At 63.7% G+C, this 21,252-nt stretch carries 20 protein-coding genes and 1 pseudogene (1 of these 21 running past the window's edge); 14 read left to right on the top strand and 7 right to left on the bottom strand.

Annotated features, from left to right (window positions below):
* Window positions 1-869, top strand: a pseudogene (locus tag B384_RS0112845) (phosphatidate cytidylyltransferase) (it extends 103 nt beyond the left edge of the window).
* Window positions 870-905: 36 nt separating this feature from the next.
* The gene (locus tag B384_RS0112840; RefSeq protein WP_019483506.1) at window positions 906-1,484 is read left to right on the top strand and encodes a DivIVA domain-containing protein; all 579 of its coding nucleotides are present in this window, start codon (window positions 906-908) and stop codon (window positions 1,482-1,484) included.
* Between the two features lie 37 nt (window positions 1,485-1,521).
* Here the strand turns inward: B384_RS0112840 and B384_RS0112835 are convergent, their stop codons facing one another.
* From B384_RS0112835 to B384_RS0112820, 4 genes are all read right to left on the bottom strand, one after another.
* Window positions 1,522-2,988: a sodium/solute symporter gene (locus B384_RS0112835; RefSeq protein ID WP_026041175.1), complete on the bottom strand. Its 1,467-nt coding sequence runs from the start codon at window positions 2,986-2,988 to the stop codon at window positions 1,522-1,524.
* Between the two features lie 15 nt (window positions 2,989-3,003).
* Complete coding sequence (locus B384_RS0112830) at window positions 3,004-3,387, bottom strand: membrane protein (RefSeq protein WP_026041174.1); 384 nt, start codon at window positions 3,385-3,387, stop codon at window positions 3,004-3,006.
* Window positions 3,388-3,397: 10 nt separating this feature from the next.
* Window positions 3,398-4,132: a LytR/AlgR family response regulator transcription factor gene (locus B384_RS0112825; RefSeq protein ID WP_019483503.1), complete on the bottom strand. Its 735-nt coding sequence runs from the start codon at window positions 4,130-4,132 to the stop codon at window positions 3,398-3,400.
* Window positions 4,133-4,200: 68 nt separating this feature from the next.
* A complete protein-coding gene (locus tag B384_RS0112820) occupies window positions 4,201-5,388 on the bottom strand; it encodes a sensor histidine kinase (RefSeq protein ID WP_019483502.1) in 1,188 nt (395 codons plus the stop codon).
* 235 nt (window positions 5,389-5,623) lie between these two features.
* Between B384_RS0112820 and B384_RS0112815 the strand changes: the two genes are divergently transcribed.
* Both B384_RS0112815 and B384_RS0112810 read left to right on the top strand, forming a co-directional pair.
* Complete coding sequence (locus B384_RS0112815; RefSeq protein ID WP_019483501.1) at window positions 5,624-6,007, top strand: DUF485 domain-containing protein; 384 nt, start codon at window positions 5,624-5,626, stop codon at window positions 6,005-6,007.
* Window positions 6,004-7,626 (top strand): solute symporter family protein, encoded by a 1,623-nt coding sequence (locus tag B384_RS0112810; RefSeq protein ID WP_019483500.1) that lies wholly within the window; start codon window positions 6,004-6,006, stop codon window positions 7,624-7,626. The genes B384_RS0112815 and B384_RS0112810 overlap by 4 nt, the downstream gene beginning before the upstream one ends.
* 137 nt (window positions 7,627-7,763) lie before the next feature.
* Here the strand turns inward: B384_RS0112810 and B384_RS0112805 are convergent, their stop codons facing one another.
* On the bottom strand, window positions 7,764-8,243 hold the full coding sequence (locus tag B384_RS0112805) for an Lrp/AsnC family transcriptional regulator (protein ID WP_024477013.1): 480 nt from the start codon (window positions 8,241-8,243) through the stop codon (window positions 7,764-7,766).
* Between the two features lie 201 nt (window positions 8,244-8,444).
* Here B384_RS0112805 and pdhA point away from each other — a divergent pair, with 201 nt between their 5' ends.
* From pdhA to B384_RS0112790, 3 genes are read left to right on the top strand one after another with little or no spacing between them, the layout of a single operon-like run.
* Window positions 8,445-9,599: a pyruvate dehydrogenase (acetyl-transferring) E1 component subunit alpha gene (pdhA, locus tag B384_RS0112800; RefSeq protein WP_019483498.1), complete on the top strand. Its 1,155-nt coding sequence runs from the start codon at window positions 8,445-8,447 to the stop codon at window positions 9,597-9,599.
* The gene (locus B384_RS0112795) at window positions 9,599-10,606 is read left to right on the top strand and encodes an alpha-ketoacid dehydrogenase subunit beta (protein ID WP_019483497.1); all 1,008 of its coding nucleotides are present in this window, start codon (window positions 9,599-9,601) and stop codon (window positions 10,604-10,606) included. The genes pdhA and B384_RS0112795 overlap by 1 nt, the downstream gene beginning before the upstream one ends.
* On the top strand, window positions 10,606-12,063 hold the full coding sequence (locus tag B384_RS0112790) for a 2-oxo acid dehydrogenase subunit E2 (protein WP_019483496.1): 1,458 nt from the start codon (window positions 10,606-10,608) through the stop codon (window positions 12,061-12,063). Before B384_RS0112795 ends, B384_RS0112790 begins: the two co-directional genes overlap by 1 nt.
* Window positions 12,064-12,210: 147 nt before the next feature.
* Here the strand turns inward: B384_RS0112790 and B384_RS0112785 are convergent, their stop codons facing one another.
* Both B384_RS0112785 and B384_RS0112780 read right to left on the bottom strand, forming a co-directional pair.
* Window positions 12,211-12,678, bottom strand: coding sequence for a GNAT family N-acetyltransferase (locus B384_RS0112785; RefSeq protein WP_019483495.1), 468 nt, complete (start codon window positions 12,676-12,678; stop codon window positions 12,211-12,213).
* A 50-nt stretch (window positions 12,679-12,728) separates the two neighbouring features.
* The gene (locus B384_RS0112780) at window positions 12,729-13,337 is read right to left on the bottom strand and encodes a TetR/AcrR family transcriptional regulator (RefSeq protein WP_035748099.1); all 609 of its coding nucleotides are present in this window, start codon (window positions 13,335-13,337) and stop codon (window positions 12,729-12,731) included.
* Between the two features lie 161 nt (window positions 13,338-13,498).
* On the opposite strand from B384_RS0112780, the gene B384_RS0112775 reads away from it, so the two are divergent.
* The 7 genes from B384_RS0112775 to B384_RS0112745 are packed head-to-tail and all read left to right on the top strand — an operon-like array spanning window position 13,499 to window position 21,239.
* Complete coding sequence (locus B384_RS0112775) at window positions 13,499-15,103, top strand: carboxyl transferase domain-containing protein (RefSeq protein WP_019483492.1); 1,605 nt, start codon at window positions 13,499-13,501, stop codon at window positions 15,101-15,103.
* A gap of 5 nt (window positions 15,104-15,108) precedes the next feature.
* Window positions 15,109-17,202: an acetyl/propionyl/methylcrotonyl-CoA carboxylase subunit alpha gene (locus tag B384_RS0112770; RefSeq protein ID WP_019483491.1), complete on the top strand. Its 2,094-nt coding sequence runs from the start codon at window positions 15,109-15,111 to the stop codon at window positions 17,200-17,202.
* Window positions 17,203-17,218: 16 nt separating this feature from the next.
* Window positions 17,219-18,379, top strand: a complete 1,161-nt coding sequence (locus B384_RS0112765; protein ID WP_019483490.1) for an acyl-CoA dehydrogenase family protein — start codon at window positions 17,219-17,221, stop codon at window positions 18,377-18,379.
* Between the two features lie 34 nt (window positions 18,380-18,413).
* Window positions 18,414-19,259 (top strand): CoA transferase subunit A, encoded by an 846-nt coding sequence (locus B384_RS0112760; protein ID WP_019483489.1) that lies wholly within the window; start codon window positions 18,414-18,416, stop codon window positions 19,257-19,259.
* Between the two features lie 3 nt (window positions 19,260-19,262).
* A complete protein-coding gene (locus B384_RS0112755) occupies window positions 19,263-19,916 on the top strand; it encodes a CoA transferase subunit B (RefSeq protein ID WP_019483488.1) in 654 nt (217 codons plus the stop codon).
* Entirely contained in the window at window positions 19,909-20,415 is a 507-nt protein-coding gene (locus tag B384_RS0112750) for a MaoC family dehydratase (RefSeq protein ID WP_019483487.1), read from the top strand. The genes B384_RS0112755 and B384_RS0112750 overlap by 8 nt, the downstream gene beginning before the upstream one ends.
* Window positions 20,412-21,239 carry an HpcH/HpaI aldolase/citrate lyase family protein gene (locus B384_RS0112745; RefSeq protein ID WP_019483486.1) on the top strand — a complete coding sequence of 276 codons (828 nt, stop codon included), beginning with the start codon at window positions 20,412-20,414 and terminating at the stop codon, window positions 21,237-21,239. The genes B384_RS0112750 and B384_RS0112745 overlap by 4 nt, the downstream gene beginning before the upstream one ends.
* The last annotated feature ends 13 nt before the right edge of the window (window positions 21,240-21,252 follow it).

The following is a 21,252-nucleotide window of genomic DNA, read 5'->3' as shown; positions in this document are numbered from 1 at the left end:
CTCGCCAGGTACGTCGCAGGCCAGCCTCCAAGAGCGCGGGGGCGCCCAAGGCTCCGTCCCGGGCGGGACGGAACCTGCCCGCGGCAACGGCAGTCGGCGTTGCCCTGCTTGGTTCGGTGCTGGGCGGAATCCTCTACCTGCCGATAGCTTTCGTGGCGATTACCACCGCGTTCGCGCTGGTGGGTGTCTGGGAAATATCCCGGGCACTCGAGGTGCGTCAGATCCGCCTGCCCCTCGTGCCCACCATCGTCGCGACGGTCGCCCTTCCGTTCTCCGCTTACCTTGGCGGACCGGAGGCGCTGGCCTACGCCGTCGCCCTTTCCACGACAGCCCTGGCCCTCTGGCGGAGTTTCGACCCGGCCCCCGACGCTGCCCGATCCATCACAGCGGGCATTTTTGTGGTGCTATGGGTGCCCCTGATGCTCAGCTTCGCCATGCTGCTCCTGCAGGAACCATCCGGAAAACTGCTGGTGGCCACGCTGCTTCTGCTGGTCGTCGCCAATGACACGTTCGGCTATCTGGTCGGCGCGTTCTTCGGCAAGCACGCCATGGCGCCCAAGATCAGTCCGAAGAAGTCCTGGGAAGGGTTCGCCGGATCAGTCGGTGGCGCAGTCGTGGTTGGAACTCTCGCCACTGTGTTCCTGCTGGACCGGCCCTGGTGGTTTGGCCTCGTCCTGGCGGTGGCAACCGTCTCCGCGGCGACCGCCGGCGACCTCGCAGAGTCAATGATTAAACGTGAGCTCGGGGTCAAGGATATGGGCAACATTCTGCCCGGGCACGGCGGGATGATGGACCGGCTCGACTCCATCGTGTTCGCCTCCCCGGTTGCGTTCCTGCTGTCGGTTACATTGGTACCGGGATTTCTCTAGCTCGCAGCCGCCAACCCCCAAAGGATTCAGTAGACCATGGATGAAGCTCGTCAGAGCACCTCTCCCTTTGCGCGCGTAGGCCGCCGGGAGTACGGCTACAACCTTCGGCAGGTGGATAGTTTCCTGACCCGGGCGCGGGCCTACTACAACACGGAGGACCCCTCCGGCGGTCCCGTGACCAGCGCCGACGTGCGATCCATGGCGTTCGACCCGGCGAAGGGCGGGTACGAGCCGCAGGCCGTGGATGCTGCGCTCGACCGCCTGGAAGACGTTTTCGCCCAGCGGGAACGCGACCGCCTGATCGAATCGAAGGGCGAGGACGCCTGGCTGATGCAGATCGGCCGGTCCTCGGCGGTGCTGCGGGGCAGGCTGCACCGGGCCCCGGGCGAACGGTTCAGGCGCCCCACCAAGCGGAAGACCGCCAGCTACAACGTCGACGACGTCGATGCCCTCTGCAACGAACTCCTCGGCTACTTCGAAAACGACGTTCCGCTGAGCGTGGACGTGGTGCGACGGTCAGTGTTCCGCGAAGCTGTGGGGGCCGACGGCTACGAGGAAACCCAGGTTGACGCCTTCATGGACCGGGTGGTCGAACTGATGGCGGCTATCGACTAGGTCAGGTCCCGCCCCCAGCGCCGGCTGACGCAACCTGCTACGGCCGCTGCACCGGTTCGGGGGTGTGCAGCCGTGCCAGCACCCGCGACACGCTACCCGGGGTGCGGCTGACGGTAAGCCGCGACACCAGTATGGTGACGGCGAACGCCGCCGGCACCGTCCACAGTGCGGGCTGTTGCAGCCATTCATAGCGGGCCGACGCCGGACCGAGCGCCGCTGCGGCGAGAATCGATCCGCCGCACAGTACCGCTCCGGACAGCATCCCCGCGACCGCTCCCACATCGGTCAGGCCCCGCCACCAGATCCCGAGGAGGAGCAGCGGGCAGATGGTTGACGCTGTGAAGGCGAACACCATGCTCACGCTGCCCGCCAATGCCAGCGTGTTGGTGGCTAGTGCCAACAGCAACGGGATCAGTGCCGAAATCACTGCGGCCCGCCTGAATCCCTTCACGCTGCCCTGGAAGAATTCCTGGCTGACCACCCCTGCCAGGGACACCACCAGACCACTGGTCGTCGACAGGAACGCGGCAAACGCGCCTGCCGTCACCAGCGCCGACAGCAGGTCGCCCACGGCCCCGTCGAAGATGCGGCTGGGCAGCAGCAGCACTGTGGCGTCCGCTGCCCCGTCCGGCGCCAGATCGGGGGTATAGATCCGGCCGAGGATGCCATACATGGTGGGAAACAGGTAGAAGACCGAGAGCAGCCCCAGGACAATCAGCGTGGTCCGGCGGGCCGACGCACCATCGGGATTCGTGTAGAAGCGCACCAGGACATGGGGGAGACCCAGCGTGCCGAACAGCAGGGCAATGACCAGTGAAATATTGCGGTAGAGCGAGGCATCCCCGCCGATGTTCAGCTCGGCAGCGAAGACGGCGCCGGCGTCGGTGATCGGGCTCCCGGTCGATGACAGGCGCAGCAGGATGAACACGATCGGCACTGCCAGCGCGGTGAGCTTGAGCCAGTACTGGAACGCCTGCACAAAGGTGATGGATCGCATCCCGCCGGTGACCACGCTGAGGCAGACCACCACCACCACCGCCACCGCGCCCANCGGGAGGCCGGTGGTGATTTGAACGGTGAGGGCCGCTCCGTGCAGTTGCGGCACAATGTACAGCCAGCCGACGACGACGACGAGCAGGCTGGTCACCCGCCTGACCATCAGTGATTCGAGCCGGGCTTCAGCGAAGTCCGGGATGGTATAGGCGCCGGACCGCCGCAGGGGAGCGGCAACAAAAAGGAGCAGCATCAGGTACCCGGCGGTGTAGCCGACCGGAAACCACAGGGCGTCAACGCCGGAGAGCAGAATCAATCCGGCGACACCGAGGAAACTGGCCGCCGACAAGTACTCGCCGCCGATTGCCGAAGCATTCCACCAGGGCCGTACGGTCCGGGATGCGACATAGAAATCGCCTGTGGTGCGGGAGATGCGAAGCCCGTAGATGCCAATCAACACGGTGCTCAGGGAGACCAGGATCAGTGCCACATAGCCGACCACCGGGTTCAGCTCGGCGTTCACAACCTACCCCTCATCGATCAGGTCCCTGAACCGCATCTCGTTGCGGGAGGCGCTACGGACATACAGCGCGGCGCAGCTAATGACCAACGGGTAGACGCCCAACCCCAGCAGCAGCCACGGCACCGGAACCGTGAAAACGGACAACTCGCCGATTTGCGGGAAGACGGCCAGCAGCACCGGAATGCCGATCAGGATGAGCAGGAAGCCCGCCGCCACCACCAGGGCAAGCCGGAGCTGGGAACGGATCAGGGAGCGGACGAACAGTTCACCGACCTCGGACTGTTCAGCCATTTCCCGGGCAACCGGGTAGGATCCGGGCGTTGGCCGGCCGGCGCTTCGCGGCGCCGTGACCCGGACGCGTTGGGGAGGATCGTCAGCGGGATTCACTGAGGGTGCCTCACTGCTGTCGGGGTCGGAGGCGGGTCGCCTCAAGCTTGTCCCGGACCACGGGTAGATGCCTGCGGCTGACCGGTAGCTCCGCGCCGCCCACCATGAGAGACGCCCGCCCTGCCCCGATTTTGACCTGCTGGACCTGACTCATCGCCACCAGGTAGGACCGATGGATCCGGAGGAAACCGGCGTCGGCCCACTGGCGTTCAAGATCGTTCAGGGGAATCCGGATCAGGTAGCTCGATTCTGCGGTGTGTAGCCGAGCATAGTCGCCCTGGGCCTGGACATAGCGGATCTCGTCGCGTCTGATCATCCGGCTGACCCCGCCCTGATCAACAGTGATGACCTCGGGCTGGGCCGCTGTCCCATCCTGACCGGTTTCCATCAGCTCGCAGATCCGCCGCACCGACTCGGCCAGGCGTTCCATCCGCACCGGCTTGAGGAGGTAATCCACCGCGCGAAGGTCGAAGGCCTCCAGCGCGCGATCCTCGTCGGCGGTGACGAAGACCACCGCAGGGGGCCTGCTGAACCGGGAGATTACCCGGGCGATGTCCAGGCCCGAGAGGGCCGGCATGTGGATGTCGAGGAACAATGCGTCGACGTCGTGGGTCTCCAGGGCGCGCAGGGCCTCAGCGCCGCTGGAGGCGCGGTGGATTGTTTCGATCCTTGCATCCTTGGCGAGGAGGAAAGCCAGTTCCTCGACTGCGGGGAGCTCATCGTCGGCGATGACTACATTGACCATGTGGTCCAGATTACGCGCATCGCGGCGTTGACAAGTGAACCGGACGTCCGGCCGAACCGTGGGGGACGCTACGTCTGGTGATCCGGCTGAGACTTGGGGATCCGCAGGGTGATCATCGTGCCGGCGCCGACGGCGGTGTCGATCGTGAGCCCGTGATCCTCGCCGTAGACCTGGCGTAGGCGCTGGTCGACGTTCCTCAGGCCCACATGAACCCCCTCGGTGTGGCCGGCCAGGACCGAGCGCAGGTAGTCCGGATCAATGCCGACGCCGTCGTCCTCGATCGTCACCTCGGCGAATGCACCGGCGTCGTGGGCGGTGATGGTGATGTGCCCTGACCCATCAGTGGACTCGAGCCCATGCCGGACGGCGTTTTCCACCAGCGGCTGGAGGCTCAGAAACGGGATCACAGTGCTCAGCACCTCGGGGCCGATCTCCAGGGTGACTTTCAATCGCTCCCCGAACCGGGCACGCTCCAGCAGCAGATAGCGATCAATCGACTGGAGCTCCTCGGCGACCGTGGTGAAATCACCGTGTCGGCGGAAGGAGTACCTGGTGAAGTCAGCGAACTCCACCACCAGTTCCCGTGCACGTGCCGGGTCGGTGTTGATGAAGGAGGCGATGGCGTTGAGGGAGTTGTAGATGAAATGCGGACTGATCTGGGCGCGCAGGGCGCGCACCTCTGCCTCCATCAGCAAAGTCCTCGACGAATCGAGTTCGGCAAGTTCCACCTGCGTTGCTACCCAGCCAGCTACCTCGTTGGCGGCGCGTACCAGGCCGGCGTTGACGTGCGGGGCGAACGCCCCCACGGTGCCGACCACCCGCTTGTCTACGCGGATGGGGGAGATCACCACCTGCCCGCTGCCGGGGACGGCCGTGGGGTCCAGCTGTGCTTCCCTGAAGATCTGGGTGCGCCCACTGGTGAGGACTTGCTGGACCAGCTCCATCACCGGCTCGGGCATTTCGCGCCCGCCGTCCCAGGCGAGCACAGCATTTTCGTCGGTGATCAGGAGGGTGTCACACCGGAGCAGACTCCGCAGATGCTTGCTGGCCTTCGAGGCGCCGGCGGGCGTCAGCCCAGCACGAAGGTGCTCCGAGGCGAGCGCCGCGGTATGCAGGGTGGCGTAGGTGGCGCGGTCGGCGTCGGACCCCAGATCGCGGTAGGAACGGGAAAGCTTGAATCCGAGGGCGGCAACCACCGCGATCGTGATGACCACGATGGCGCCCACCAGGGCGGTGTCGACGGCGGTGCTGAACATGGCTCAACAGTAACCGTCCGCGCCGGACTTCGAGGTTGCTGGTGGTCCCATTCGCCGCAGGACGGGTCCACTCACCGCAGCTGAGTGTCGATTCGGCGATACACCGTGCTGCGGTACTGGAGAACCGCGCCCGCAGGACGCAAGGTGATGGGAGTCACATCTTTACGTGCCTGATGCTGCTCCCGACCCTTCGGAGTTGGCCCGGCGCGGAAGACGTTCTCAACGAGGAGGAATCATGGCTACCGAGCCATCGCCGCCGGATGCAGGCACAGCAGCGCCCGTCGACTTCACCGCATATCAGCAGAACCCCCAATTCAAGGAACTGCGCAAACGCCACCGCAGTTTCGTTTTCCCCATGGCAGTCTTTTTCCTGCTCTGGTACTTCCTGTACGTACTGCTGGCGTCCTACGCCACCGACTTCATGTCCACCCCGGTGTGGGGAAACATCAATATCGGACTCATCATGGGTCTGCTGCAGTTCGTCACCACGTTTGCCATCACCATGGGCTATGTCACCTACGCCAACCGGAAGCTTGACCCAATCGCCGCGGACATCCGCCACGAGCTTGAGGCCACCGCTCCGGAGGTCTTCACCGAAAAGCCAGGAGCTACCAAATGATGCCCCTCTCCCTGCCGATGCAGACGGTCGAAAGCACCCAGGTCGGTGAACCGTGGCTCAACATGACCATCTTCGGCTTGTTCGTCGCCGTCACCCTGGTGATCGTGCTCCGGGCTAGCCGCAACACCAAGACCGCGGCCGACTACTACGCCGCGGGCCGGTCCTTCAGTGGACCACAGAACGGTACCGCCATCGCCGGTGACTACCTTTCCGCCGCTTCGTTCCTCGGAATCGTCGGCGCCATTGCCATCAACGGCTACGACGGGTTTCTCTACTCGATCGGTTTCCTTGTCGCCTGGCTGGTAGCCCTGCTGCTCGTGGCTGAGCTGCTACGCAACACCGGCAAGTTCACCATGGCCGACGTCCTCTCCTTCCGGTTGCGCCAGCGTCCCGTGCGTATCGCCGCCGCCATCACCACCCTGGCCGTCTGCTTCTTCTACCTCCTCGCGCAGATGGCTGGCGCCGGCGGACTTGTCTCCCTCCTGCTGGGCATTGATGACCGGCTCGGTCAGTCCCTGGTCATCACCGTCGTCGGCGGGTTGATGATCCTTTACGTACTGATCGGTGGCATGAAGGGCACCACCTGGGTGCAGATCATCAAGGCCGTCATGTTGATCACCGGCGCGTTCGTGATGACCATCTGGGTTCTCGCTATCCACAACTTCAACCTGTCCACCCTGCTCGGTGCCGCCATGGAGACCGCAGGAAACCCCGAAATCATCAACCCTGGCCTGCAGTACGGTGTCAGCTCCACCTCGCAGTTGGACTTCGTCTCGCTCGCTCTGGCGCTGGTCCTCGGTACCGCGGCCCTGCCCCACGTCCTGATGCGTTTCTACACGGTTCCGACTGCCAAGGAAGCCCGCCGCTCAGTGGTCTGGGCCATCTGGCTAATCGGTGGGTTCTACCTGTTCACCCTGGTCCTCGGTTATGGCGCTGGTGCCCTCATCGGTGCCGATCGCATCACCGCAGCCCCGGGTGGCGTCAACTCGGCAGCACCGCTGCTGGCGTTTGAACTGGGCGGGCCAATCCTGCTCGGGGTCATTTCGGCAGTCGCGTTCGCCACCATCCTCGCGGTGGTTGCCGGCCTGACGATCACCGCGGCAGCATCGTTTGCCCACGACATCTACGCAAACGTGATCCGCAAGGGCAACCTCGACCCCGACGGCGAGGTGAAGGTTGCACGCCGCACCGTCGTCGTCATCGGTATCCTGTCCATCCTCGGCGGCATCGGCGCGCAGGGGCAGAACATTGCCTTCCTGGTGGCGCTGGCCTTCGCAGTTGCGGCAAGCGCCAACCTGCCGACCATCCTCTACTCGCTCTTCTGGAAGCGCTTCAACACCCAGGGTGCGATCTGGAGCATGTACGGCGGACTCGGTTCCGCAATGCTGCTCATCGCCTTCTCTCCTGTCGTTTCGGGCCGGGAAACCTCGATGATCCAGGGCGCCGACTTTGTCCTGTTCCCACTGAACAACCCGGGCATCGTCTCCATCCCGCTGGCGTTCTTCCTCGGCTGGCTCGGAAGCGTCCTTGCCAAGACCACCGAAGATCCGCAGAAGCAGGCGGAAATGGAAGTCCGGTCCCTGACCGGAGTTGGTGCGGAAAAGGCAACGGAACACTAGCCGCCCGCTTCGACACCTATTTTCAACGGCAACAGGCCGGCCCGAATCCGGGCCGGCCTGTTGCCGTGTACAGGGTCTTTCCGCAAGGGGGCATGCCGCGCACGGGGCGGGAATTCCGGTGTTACGTGTGCCCCTTCCTACGCACCCGGCTGCCGTGGTCCACGTTCCAGGAGGGGCTCAACCCGGAAAGGGACCAGTTCCCCCATGGCCAGGGAGGTGTCACAGCGTTCCACTCCGTCGCAACCGAGGATTTTCCCGTTGATTCTGAAGAGGTCCTCGGCATCCGCGCAGACCACGCGGACCAAAATGTCCGCCTGTCCGGTCAGACCATACGCTTCGAGCACCTCGGGAATACCCGCGAGCTGCTCAGTGATGGCCGCGAGTTTCTGCTGTTGCACATGCACATGAATGAAGGCCATCAGGGGGTAGCCAAGGGCAACCGGATTGATCCGCCGCTCAAAAGACAGGAACACCGACTTCTTCTCCAGCTGGGCCATCCTGGCCTGCACCGTATTGCGGGACAGGCCCAGTTTCTGCGCCAACGCGACGACGGTGCGCCGGGGGTCCTTCGCCAGGGCCATCAGGAGACGAGTGTCAGTGGAATCCAAGGGTTGCATAATGCGCAATGCTAACACGGTGCAGGCTGCATAAATTGGGCAGGATGCTCAGCCAAACGGGGATCGGTTGTGCTCCTTAGCCTCTGTGAGTAGGGTCACAATATCTTTGGGTAAAGACGCCCGAGGGTCAAGGTCCGACGACGCGACCGGATCAGGGTGATCCGTTGGCGGGTCGGTGCACTCAATGAAGGTTGTGTAATTGTGCCCCTGAATGACACCGCTTCCGCTGGAGAAAACTCACTGATCCAGCTGCTGACCCCCTCGGGTGTTCGGCAGTCCAGCGGGGACTACGACAGGTGGGTTGCCGACGTCGACGGCCCGGCGCTGCAGGCACTCTATGAAGACATGGTGGTGGTCCGCCGGATCGACGCCGAGGCGACCGCGCTCCAGCGGCAGGGCGAACTCGCGCTTTGGCCGCCCCTGCTGGGACAGGAAGCAGCCCAAATCGGCTCAGGCCGGGCACTCCGGGAGGACGACTTTGTCTTCTCCAGCTACCGCGAGAACGCTGTGGCCTACTGTCGCGGCGTCGACTTCACCGATATCCTCCGGGTGTGGCGGGGCAACGCCTCCTCCGGCTGGGACCCGTTCTCCATCAACATGGCCACCCCGCAGGTCATTATCGGTGCGCAAACCCTTCATGCCACGGGTTATGCGATGGGCATCCAGAACGACGGCGCTGATTCCGTGGCCGTCACCTACTTCGGCGACGGTGCCACCAGCCAGGGTGACGTCAACGAGGCGATGGTCTTCGCCGCCAGCTACCAGGCGCCGGTCATCTTCTTCTGCCAAAACAACCACTGGGCCATCTCGGAGCCGGTGGGCCTGCAGGCCCATGTCCCGATTGCCAACCGTGCGCCAGGCTTCGGGATCCCGTCCGTCCGGGTGGACGGCAACGACGTTCTGGCCTGCCTGGCCGTGACGCGGGAAGCGCTCGACCGGGCACGGACCGGCGGTGGGCCGAGCTTCATCGAAGCGGTCACCTACCGGATGGGGCCCCACACCACAGCTGACGACCCCACCAAGTACCGCGACGCGAACGAACTCGAGGACTGGGCGGCTAAGGATCCGATCGCCCGACTGTCAGTGCTCCTCGATTCGCTCGGTCTGCTGACACCAGATTTCCTTGCCGCGGTGAACACGAAGGCCAACGACGTCGCAGCCAGGCTCCGCGCCGGGTGCATTGAAATGCCGGAGCCCGCGCCCATGGACGTCTTCAAGCACGTTTACAGCACCCCCAACTCCTGGCTGGACCGGCAGCAGGAGAACTACGGCCGCTACCTCGCCTCCTTCGACTCCGAGCCTGTTGAATCCGAGTCGCAGAAGAGCAGTGGAACAGCCACGGAAGGAAGCCTCTGATGTCCACCATGACATTTGGCCGCGCCATCAACGCCGGCATGCGTCGGGCCATGGAAAACGACCCGAAGGTGATCCTCATGGGTGAGGATATCGGCAAGCTCGGCGGTGTTTTCCGGATTACCGAGGGCCTGCAGAAGGATTTCGGGGAGCACCGTGTTCTGGACACTCCATTGGCGGAGTCGGCCATTATGGGGACCGCCGTCGGCATGGCATACCGCGGGTACCGGCCGGTGGTGGAGATCCAGTTCGACGGATTCATCTACCCCGCTTTTGACCAGATCGTCTGCCAGGTGGCCAAACTGCATTACCGGACCCAGGGTGCAGTCAAAATGCCGATTACCATCAGGGTGCCGTTCGGCGGCGGCATTGGTTCGCCCGAGCACCACTCGGAGTCGCCCGAAGCCTATTTCACCCACACCTCGGGGTTGCGAGTGGTCAGCGTTTCCAACCCGCAGGACGCCTACACGATGATCCAGCAGGCCATCGCCTGCGACGACCCAGTACTGTACTTTGAGCCGAAACGGCGCTACCACGTCAAGGGCGAGGTGGATGAGTCGATTGAGCTCGCAGCATCATCGATGGAAGACGCCCATGTGGTCGCCGAGGGTGACGAGGTCACTCTGGTGACCTACGGTCCGCTGGTTCCCACCGCCCGTGACGCTGCAATCGCGGCGTCGGATGAAGGTATTTCCGTCGAGGTCATTGACTTGCGGTCGCTGGCTCCCATCGACTTCGCCACCATCGAAGCCTCGGTGCGTAAAACCGGGCGGCTGGTCATCACCCACGAGGCAGCACAGTCGGGTGGGCTGGGTGCGGAAATCGCTGCCAGCATCACTGAACGCTGCTTCAACTATCTCGAGCATGCACCGGTCCGGGTTACCGGCTTCGACATCCCCTACCCGTATTCCAAACTTGAATTCCATCACCTGCCCGATCTGGACCGGATTCTTGACGGCGTTGACCGCGTCATGGGACGAACCAATTCGCTGAGCGGGATCGAAAGGTAGTGGCAACCGTGATTAAGGAATTCAGGCTCCCGGACCTAGGCGAAGGTCTGACCGAGTCGGAAATTGTCAGTTGGCACGTAGCCGAGGGCGACGTCGTCGAACTCAACCAGATCATTGCCGATGTGGAGACCGCCAAGGCAGTGGTCGAGCTGCCGTCCCCCTACGCGGGAGTTGTTGCGCGGCTGCACGAGCAGCCCGGCACGGTGGTGGAGGTCGGCGCCCCGATCATTTCCTTCGACGTTCCAGCCGCTGCGGGTGCGGAGGGCGGCGTCGGCGTCGGGGGACCTGCTGCGGCGGATTCCGAGGGGGCCGTCGCTGTCACGAGCCCGGCCGACGACGTCGCGCCCGCCAAACGCGAACCCAACCTGGTCGGTTACGGTGCAGCAGTAGAGAAGGGGGGCCGGCCAGCCCGGCGTGCCCGCGGCGGATCCGCTGTCAGTCCTGCGGCACCGGATCAGGATCAGGCACCGGCGCCGGACCGGGCGCAGTCGCCCGCGGTTAGTGAGACAGCACCGGCTCCGGCAGCGAATCTATCGGCGTCCGAACGGCCCCGGTCCACTCCGCCGGTGCGGAAACTCGCGCGAGACCTCGGGGTCGAGCTGGAATCAGTGGCCGGGACCGGCCCCGGCGGACTGATCATCCGCGACGATGTGCTTGCAGCCGCCGGAAGCCATACGGAAGCGTCCTCGGCCTCCGGTGCTCCGGCGACAGCCGCTGCCGTGCCGGTTTCAGCGGCCCCCGCACGGTCCGCCGACCAGCGTGAAACCCGGACGCCGATCAAGGGAGTCCGCAAGCACACCGCGGCGGCGATGGTGGCCAGCGCGTTCACCGCGCCGCACGTCACTGAGTTTCTGACCATCGATGTAACTCCGACCGTGGAACTTGTCGCGCGCTTGAAAGCCAGTCGGGTGTTTGCCGATGTGAAGATTACGCCGCTCACAGTGGTGGCCAAGGCGCTCTGTATCGCGGTGGCCCGAAACCCGACGGTCAACTCCCGGTGGGACGACGCCAGTTCTGAGATTGTGCAGCACCATTTTGTGAATCTTGGCATTGCAGCGGCAACACCGCGGGGTCTCATGGTGCCGAACATCAAAGACGCCGATCGGCTCGGCCTGAAAGAGCTCGCCCAGGCGTTGACCGGTCTGGCGGAGACAGCGCGAGCCGGCAAAACAACCCCGGCAGACCTCTCCGGCGGCACCATCTCCATCACCAACGTGGGGGTGTTTGGGATCGATGCGGGGACGCCGATCCTCAATCCGGGGGAGGCAGCCATCCTGGCGATGGGAGCAGTCCGTCGCACCCCGTGGGAGTACCAGGGCGAGATTGCCTTGCGCTCAGTAATGACGCTGAGCCTGTCCTTCGACCATCGGCTGGTGGACGGCGAGCAGGGATCGCGGTTCCTTGCCGATATCGGAACCGTCCTGTCCGATCCCGGCATGGTCCTCACCATGATCTAGCGTGGGCCGCGCCCCGGCGGGCGGCGCCCCGACGGGCTTCGGCGTTGGCCTGCTTCGACGTCGGCCTGCACCGACGCTGGCCTGCACCGACCTCAGTAGTCGGGCACCGGCGTCGCAATCACGCGCCACGGAAGCCTGGACGTGGAGCTAGCGGAGCTCGAGGACCAGTTCCTTGACGACCGCGCCGCGGGCGTTGGCGAATCCCTGTACCTCACCAATGTGCTCGAAACCGTAGCGCTCGAGGATCCGGATGGAGTTGACGTTGTCGACGACGGCGCGGGCACGGATCGGCCGATCGGTGAACTCCTCAAGGAATAGCCCGACGGCGTCCGTGGTGATGCCCTGGCCCCAGCTGGCCTTGTCAATCCAGTAGCTGATCTCGGGGGTCTCGTCATTGCGGTAGGCGAGGATGCTGCCCACCACTGCGCCGTCGTGAAGGATGGTGCGCACGGTGATCTGGGGATCGTTCAGGATGTTCTGCCAGTGATGGTTGAACACCCCGCGGTCCGCTGGGTTCTTGGCCGTGAATGCGGCCATGTGGTTGGCACTGGGATCGAGTTGATGGGTGAAAAACTCGTCCAGGTCGGAGGGTTCAACGGCGCGTAGTGAAGTCACATCGAACTTTCGGTTAGATGGCGGGTAGGAACAGGTTACTAGGCAATGAGCTATGCATTAAGCGCCGACCATGCCATTTTCTCCAGCAGGAGCCGCAGGTCGGCAATGTCGCTGCTGCTTTTCCGGCGGGGAGTTGTGTGCGGAGTCGAATTGATCAGTCCGAAGGCCGCGTGAGCCTTCCGTCGAAGTTGGGCGGGGTCGTCGTCGGGCAGGAGTTTGGCCATGACATCCACCCACACTTCCACATATTGACGCTGCAGGAACCGCACGGTGTGCTCATCTTCGGGGGTCAGGCTGTTGAGGTCCCGGTCCTGCACCCTGATCACATTGGCATTTCGCAGCGCGAAGTCCACCTGGAACTCGATCAGCCCGCGAAGCGCCGACGCCGGGTCCGGAGCATTGGCGACCACCGCGTTGCTGCCATGGAGCAGGTCTTCGCTGACCCCGGCCAGGAGGGCACCAAGCACTGCCGGTTTATTGCTGAAGTGACGGTACACCGCCGGACCGCTGACGCCGGCGGCGGCGCCGAGGTCTTCGATGGAAACGCCGTTGTAGCCGCGATCGGCAAACAACTGGGCCGCGGCATCCAGCAGCGCGGCGCGGCGGGAAGCCTTCGCCATGCTGCGGCCGGTGATCCGGCTCGGAGCAGAAGCTTCCATTGATGCCCCCATCTCGTACGGCCTGGTGGACCGGTCATCCCATTTTGGTGGACAAGTCGGTTATTAGCTACTAACCTAATCTCAGTTAGTACATACTAACTGAAAATGCTTCCAAACAGACGGTCCGCTCGCCGACGAGCAACCAGTCAGGGAAAGACCCCATGCAGACGCTGACATCCCAGGTAGATCCCACCAGCCCCGGCTTTCGCGAGAACGATACTGCACAGCGCCAACTGGTCACCGAATTGCGCGAACGCCTCGCAGAGGCTTCCCTCGGCGGACCGCAGCGGTCTCGGGAACGTCATGTCGCCCGCGGCAAGCTCCTGCCGCGGGAGCGCATTGACCAACTGCTCGACGACGGCAGCCCCTTCCTGGAAATCGCACCGCTGGCTGCCAATGGACTGTACGACGACGAGTGCCCCGGGGCCGGGGTAATCGCCGGCGTCGGCCTGATCCACGGGCGCCACGTGCTGGTGATTTCCAACGACGCAACCGTCAAGGGCGGTACCTACTACCCCCTGACGGTGAAAAAGCATTTGCGAGCCCAGGAAATTGCGCTGGAAAACAACCTGCCCTGTGTCTACCTGGTGGACTCCGGCGGAGCGTTCCTGCCCAAACAGGACGAGGTGTTTCCCGACAAGGAGCACTTCGGTCGGATTTTCTTCAACCAGGCCACCATGTCCTCCCGGAAGATCCCCCAGATTGCTGCGGTCATGGGGTCCTGTACCGCCGGTGGAGCGTATGTTCCGGCCATGAGCGATGAGACGGTCATCGTCCGTAACCAGGGCACCATCTTCCTCGGCGGCCCGCCCCTGGTGAAAGCGGCAATCGGCGAGATCGTCACCGCCGAGGAGCTGGGTGGGGGAGACGTTCATTCGAAAATTTCGGGGGTCACCGATCACCTGGCGGAGAACGATACCCACGCGCTGGAGATCGTGCGTGACATCATCTCGACCCTGCCGCGGAACCCGCAGGCCTGGGAGATTACGGCCTCCACCGAACCAGCTGTCGACCCCGACGAGGTCTACGGAGCGGTTCCCACCGACGTCAACGCCTCCTATGATGCCCGCGAGGTTATTGCCCGGCTCGTCGACGGCAGCCGGTTCCACGAATTCAAGAAAGAATACGGCGCTACCCTGGTCACCGGTTTCGCGACCTTGCACGGCCATCAGGTGGGCATCGTCGCCAACAACGGCGTCCTGTTCAGCGAGTCGGCACTCAAGGGCGCCCACTTTATCGAGCTCTGCGACCAGCGTGGAATCCCGCTGATCTTTCTGCAGAACCTGTCAGGGTTCATGGTTGGCCGCGATTACGAGGCCGGGGGCATTGCCAAGAATGGCGCCAAGATGGTGACGGCGGTCGCCACCTGCCGGGTCCCCAAACTGACGGTCGTCGTCGGCGGGTCCTTCGGTGCCGGAAACTACTCGATGTGCGGGAGGGCCTATTCGCCGCGATTCCTGTGGATGTGGCCTTCCAGCCGGATTTCGGTGATGGGCGGGAACCAGGCCTCTGCGGTGCTGGGCACAGTGAAGCGGGATCAGCTTGAGGGCCGCGGCGACGAGTGGAGCGCCGAGGACGAAGAGGCGTTCAAAGCCCCGATCCGCGACCAGTACGAGGAGCAGGGAAGCCCCTACTACTCGACGGCCCGACTCTGGGATGACGGCATTATTGACCCCGCGGATACCCGCACGGTGCTCGGCCTCGCCTTGGACATTTGTGCCAATGCGCCGGTCCGGGACACCTCCTTCGGCCTTTTCCGGATGTGAGCGAGATGTTACCCATCGAACCAACCACTGACGCTGCCCTGTTCGATACCGTGCTGGTCGCCAACCGCGGGGAAATTGCGTGCCGGGTGATCCGCTCCCTCCGGGCGCTGGGCATTCGCTCGGTCGCGGTCTATAGCGACGCCGACGCCGGTGCCCTCCACGTGCGTGAAGCTGATGTGGCGGTGCGGATCGGGCCCGCGTCGCCAGCGCTGAGCTACCTGTCCATCGACGCGATCCTCGACGCCTGCCGCCGCACCGGCGCGCAGGCGGTGCACCCGGGCTATGGGTTTCTCAGCGAAAACCAGGCCTTCGCCCAGGCCCTGAGCGACGCAGACATCGCCTTCATTGGTCCTTCGGTGCATGCGCTGAATGTCATGGGCGACAAGATCAGGTCCAAGAATCATGTGATGGATTATGGCGTGCCGGTGGTGCCCGGCATCGCCCGGCCCGGCCTGACCGATCAGCAACTGCTGAACGCTGCAGCCGACGTCGGATACCCGCTGTTGATCAAACCCTCGGCCGGCGGCGGCGGGAAGGGAATGCATGCCGTTGAACGGGAGGAGGACCTCGCCGGGACCCTGCCGACCGCGCGCCGCGTTGCCGCCTCAGCTTTCGGCGACGACACCCTGTTCCTGGAACGCCTGATCCTCACGCCGCGACACATCGAAGTCCAGATCCTCGCCGACAACCACGGGAACGTGATTCATCTGGGCGAGCGGGAGTGTTCGCTGCAGCGCCGGCACCAGAAGGTCATCGAAGAGGCTCCATCGCCGCTGCTTGACCAGGCGACCCGGGCCCGGATCGGCGAAGCTGCATGCAACGCGGCCCGCAGCGTTGATTACAGCGGAGCGGGAACCGTCGAGTTCCTCGTATCGGCCGATGCGCCCGATGAGTTCTTCTTTATGGAAATGAATACGCGTCTCCAGGTGGAACACCCTGTCACCGAGATGGTTACCGGCGCCGACCTGGTGCAGTGGCAGGTGCGGATCGCTGCCGGTGAGAAACTCACCCTGTCCCAGGACGACGTCGTACTCACCGGCCACGCGGTCGAAGCGCGGGTCTACGCCGAAGATCCCGAAGCCGAGTTCCTGCCGTCGACCGGCGTCGTGAGCCAGCTCGCCGAACCGGACGGCGAAGGGATCCGCGTTGACAGTTCGCTGCTCGGCGGACTGGAAATTTCGGCCAGCTACGACCCGATGCTGTCCAAGATCATCGCCTGGGGGCGCAACCGCACTGAAGCCCTGAACCGTCTCGACCGGGCGCTCGCCGACACCGTGGTGGTGGGGGTCAAGACTAACATTGAGTACCTCAGGCTTCTGATCAACGACGACGACGTCCGCGCTGGCCGGCTCGACACCACCATGATCGAACGCAAGCTGCCCGGGCTGGCGTTCCGCCACATTTCCGACGAGGAAATCGCAGTCCTCGCAGCAGTCGAAGCTGGCAGCTCGACGTCCGAACCGGCGAGTTTCCACCCAGTCGGCTCGCCCTGGGCCCGCCGGGACGGGTGGCGGATGGGGACGCCGCGACCTCGAACGCTGCATCTCGCCGTCGCGCCCGGCGATGTGCGGGCGGTGCTCGTGCAGCCCACCAGTGCGGGGTATGACGTCCGTCTCGGCGACGGTGGCGACGATCCAGTACGGTCCGTCAGCTATGACCGGGCACGGGGCACTGCAACGGTGGATGGCATCCAGCGTCGGACGGTAATCGAACGTTCAGCGTCAACCGACCACCACGGCAGCACCCTCTGGTATTCCGACGCCGGATGGTCGACGTCGGTACGGATCCTGAACCGGACCGAGCGGCTCGAAACCCAGCTTTCGCAGCTTGCTCGCGCTGAGGGGACGGCCGACCCCGAAATTCGCTCAACCATGCCGGGAACGGTCACCTCGGTGTCGGTTGCCGACGGTGAGACGGTCGAGACCGGCCAGACGTTGCTCAGCGTCGAGGCCATGAAGATGGAACACCAGCTGACCGCCTCGGTCGCCGGAACCGTATCGATCCACCTCCAACCCGGCGACCTGGTCAAAGCCAACCAGATCGTTGCACGCATCCACGCGACAGAAATTCAGCCCGACGCTGCAGGAACACCCGAATGAAAGAAGAACGCAAGTCATGAACTTTGAACTCAGCGAGGAATACCAGGATCTGGTAGACACCGTCCGCGATTTCGCCGACGAGGTTGTTGCGCCAGTATCGGCCAAGCATGACGAGGAGCACAGCTTCCCGTACGCCGTCGTCGACCAGATGGCCGAGATGGGCCTGTTCGGGTTGCCCTTCCCCGAGGAATACGGCGGCATGGGTGGGGACTACTTCGCCCTCTGCCTCGCCTTGGAGCAGCTCGCCCGGGTCGACCAGTCAGTGGCCATCACCCTCGAGGCCGGCGTGTCACTCGGTGCGATGCCGGTCTACCGGTTTGGCAGCGAGGAGCAGAAGCGTCAATGGCTGCCGCTGCTGGCCAGCGGAAAGGCGCTCGGCGGCTTTGGCCTGACCGAGTCGGAGGCCGGTTCGGATGCGTCAGGGACCAAGACGACGGCGAAGCTCGAGAACGGCGAGTGGGTCATCAACGGCACCAAAGAGTTCATCACCAACTCCGGTACCGATATCACCCAGCTGGTCACCGTCACCGCGGTCACCGACACCACCACGCGCGATGATGGCTCCGTCAAGAAGGAAATCTCGACCATCCTGGTGCCGACCAATACGCCAGGCTTCAAGGCCGAGAAGGCCTACAACAAGGTGGGCTGGAACGCCTCGGACACCCATCCGCTCACCCTCACCGATGTCCACGTTCCCGAAGCGAATCTGCTGGGTACCCGCGGCCGCGGCTATGCGAATTTCCTGCAGATCCTCGATGAGGGACGTATCGCGATTGCGGCGCTCGCCACCGGTGCCGCCCAGGGCTGTGTCGAAGAGTCAATCAAGTACGCCAAGGAGCGTCAGGCCTTCGGCACCAATATCGGATCTTTCCAGTCGATCCAGTTCAAGATTGCGCGGATGCAGGCGCGTGCGCACACCGCGCGGTTGGCCTATTACGACGCCGCCTCGCGCATGCTCGCCGGCAAGCCGTTCAAGACCGAGGCTTCCATCGCTAAGCTGGTGGCTGGTGAGGCTGCAATGGACAACGCCCGCGATGCTACCCAGATTTTCGGTGGATACGGGTTTATCAACGAGTTCACCGTGTCACGTCACTACCGCGACTCGAAGATTCTCGAGGTGGGTGAAGGCACGACCGAGGTTCAGCTGATGCTGATCGCTCGGGAACTCGGTCTATAGCAGCACGCCCCACGCCAGTACCTAAGGAGTTACAGTGATCGACAAAGTTGTTGCGACCGCCGCCGAGGCAGTGGCCGATATCCCCGATGGTGCATCACTGGCCGTGGGCGGGTTTGGGCTCTGCGGGATTCCGGTGGCCCTGATCGACGCGCTGCACCAGCAAGGCACCACCGATCTCGAAACGATCAGCAACAACTGCGGGGTGGACGACTGGGGCCTCGGCGTCCTGCTGTTTGACGGACGGATCCGTCGCACCATCAGCTCCTATGTGGGGGAGAACAAGGAGTTCGCCCGCCAGTACCTTTCGGGTGAACTCGAGGTCGAGTTGACTCCGCAGGGCACGCTGGCCGAGCGGCTGCGCGCCGGCGGCGCCGGGATTCCAGCCTTCTACACTCCTGCTGGCGTTGGCACGCAGGTGAGCGAAGGTGGCTTGCCGCAGAAGTACGACGACGCCGGTCACGTCACCGTCGCCTCAGCGCCAAAAGAGGTGCGCACCTTCGGCGGGCAGGACTATGTGCTTGAGGAGTCGGTCAACCCCGATTTCGCTCTGGTTCACGCCTGGAAGGGTGACCGGCACGGCAACCTTGTCTTCCATGCCACAGCAATGAACTTCAATCCGCTCTGCGCCCAGGCCGGGAAGACCACCATCGCGGAGGTCGAGGAGTTGGTTGAACCCGGCGAACTTGATCCGGCGCAGGTACATATCCCTGGAATCTTTGTCCAGCGGGTGGTGCTTGCTGCTGATCCGGAGAAGCGAGTCGAAAAGCGCACGGTGTCGCTTGCGGCCGAGCAGTCAGAGCCTTCCGGCCCGGCACAGTCTTCCGAGCAGGCGCTGTTCTCCCAAGCATCCGATAGTTCCAACCCGGCGAAGGCGGTCTGAGACATGGCACTGACACGTAACGAACTAGCAGCGCGCGTTGCCCAGGAACTTGAGAACGGGCAGTACGTCAATCTGGGTATCGGCATGCCTACCCTGATTCCCAACTACATCCCCGCGGGCGTCGAGGTGGTGCTCCACTCCGAGAACGGTATTCTCGGCGTCGGGCCCTATCCCACCGAAGCGCAACTTGACCCGGATCTGATCAACGCCGGCAAGGAAACCGTGACCGTGAACGCCGGGGCTGCCTTCTTCGATTCGGCTGCGTCCTTCGGCATGATCAGGGGTGGGCACGTCGACGTGGCTGTGCTCGGCGCCATGGAGGTTGCGGCGAATGGTGACCTCGCGAACTGGATGATTCCCGGAAAGATGGTCAAGGGCATGGGCGGAGCCATGGACCTGGTCTTTGGCGCGAAGCGGGTCATCGTGATGATGGAACACGTCGACCGCAGCGGCAAGCCCAAGATTGTCAGCTCCTGCTCACTTCCGTTGACCGGAAAGGGGTGCGTCAACCGGATCATCACCGATCTCGCGGTGATCGACGTCGACCCCAACCGCAACGGTGGCACCCTGGTGTTGCGTGAAACGGCGCCCGGAGTGAGCGTCGAAGAGGTCATCGCCGCCACTGGCGCTCCACTGGAGGTCGACCTGAATGGCTGAGCAGCCGGCGGACCCACAGCGGACCGTCATTGAACAGCGCGGGCTGTACTTCGAGGAGCTCGACACCGAAGTAATCTATTCGCACAAGCCGGGGCGGACCCTGACCGAGACTGACAACGTGCTGTTCACGACCATGACAATGAACACCCAGGCCCTCCACCTCGATGCAGCGTGGAGTGAATCCCAGCCTTTTGGCCAGCGTCTGATGAATTCAATGCTGACCCTGGCAACTGTTGTCGGGCAGTCGGTTCCGCAGCTGACTCAGGGGACCATCGTCGCGCAGCTGGGTATGACCAATGTGCGTTTCCCTCACCCGTTGTTTCATGGCGACACCCTGTACACGGAGACTGTGGTGATCGAGAAGCGGCTGTCGTCGTCCAGACCCGGTCAGGGCATCGTCACGATGGAACATACCGGCCGCAATCAGGAGGGTACCGTCGTCGCGACGCTGACCCGGAGTGTGCTGATGTGGACCAAGGAAGGACACTCGGATTCATGACCAGTTTCACCATGGGACCAGCCCTTTTGTTCTGTCCTGCGAATCGTCCGGAGCGATTTGGCAAAGCGGCCGACCGGGCAAGTGCGGTGATCCTCGATCTTGAGGATGCAGTGGCTCCCGGGGATAAGCCGGCGGCGCGAGAAGCGGTGGCCGCAAGCCAGCTGGACCCGAAACGTACCATCGTCCGGGTCAACCCGGCCTCGACAACCGACTTCGCTTTGGACATCGAGATGCTAAAGCACACGGCGTACCGCACGGTGATGTTGGCGAAAACCGAATCTGCGGCCGATCTGTGGGGGTTGAGTGCTTTTTCGGTGATCGCTCTGTGTGAGACGGCTACCGGTGTGCTCAACGCGCAGGCGATTGCAGCCGAACCCAATGTCGTGGCGTTGATGTGGGGTGCCGAGGACCTGGTGGCATCGTTGGGCGGGTCCTCGAGCCGTAACCAGGACGGGTCGTATCGTCAGGTTGCGTTGCATGCCCGGTCCCATGTGCTGCTGTCGGCTGCAGCTGCAGGCAAGGCGGCAATGGATGCGGTCTATATCAACATCGGCGATCTTGACGGGTTGGCTGCTGAGTCGCGGGATGCTGTCGCTTCAGGGTTCGGCTCGAAGGCGTGTATCCATCCAAGCCAGGCGCCAATCATCAGCGAGGCTTATCTGCCGTCTTTTGAGGAAGTCGACTATGCCCGGTCCATCCTGGCCGAGGCAGCCAGCAGCGGCGGTGTCTTCCAATTTCGGGGTCGGATGATTGATGGTCCGATTCTCCGTCACGCCGAGCAGACCCTGGCGAGGTCCGGCGACATTCTGGCTCCCGGGAATTAGTCGGGCCCCATTG

The sequence above is a fragment of the Arthrobacter sp. TB 23 genome (assembly GCF_000294595.1).
In the GTDB taxonomy this organism is placed as follows: domain Bacteria; phylum Actinomycetota; class Actinomycetes; order Actinomycetales; family Micrococcaceae; genus Arthrobacter_D.
This window is presented reverse-complemented; position numbering and strand designations above follow the sequence as displayed.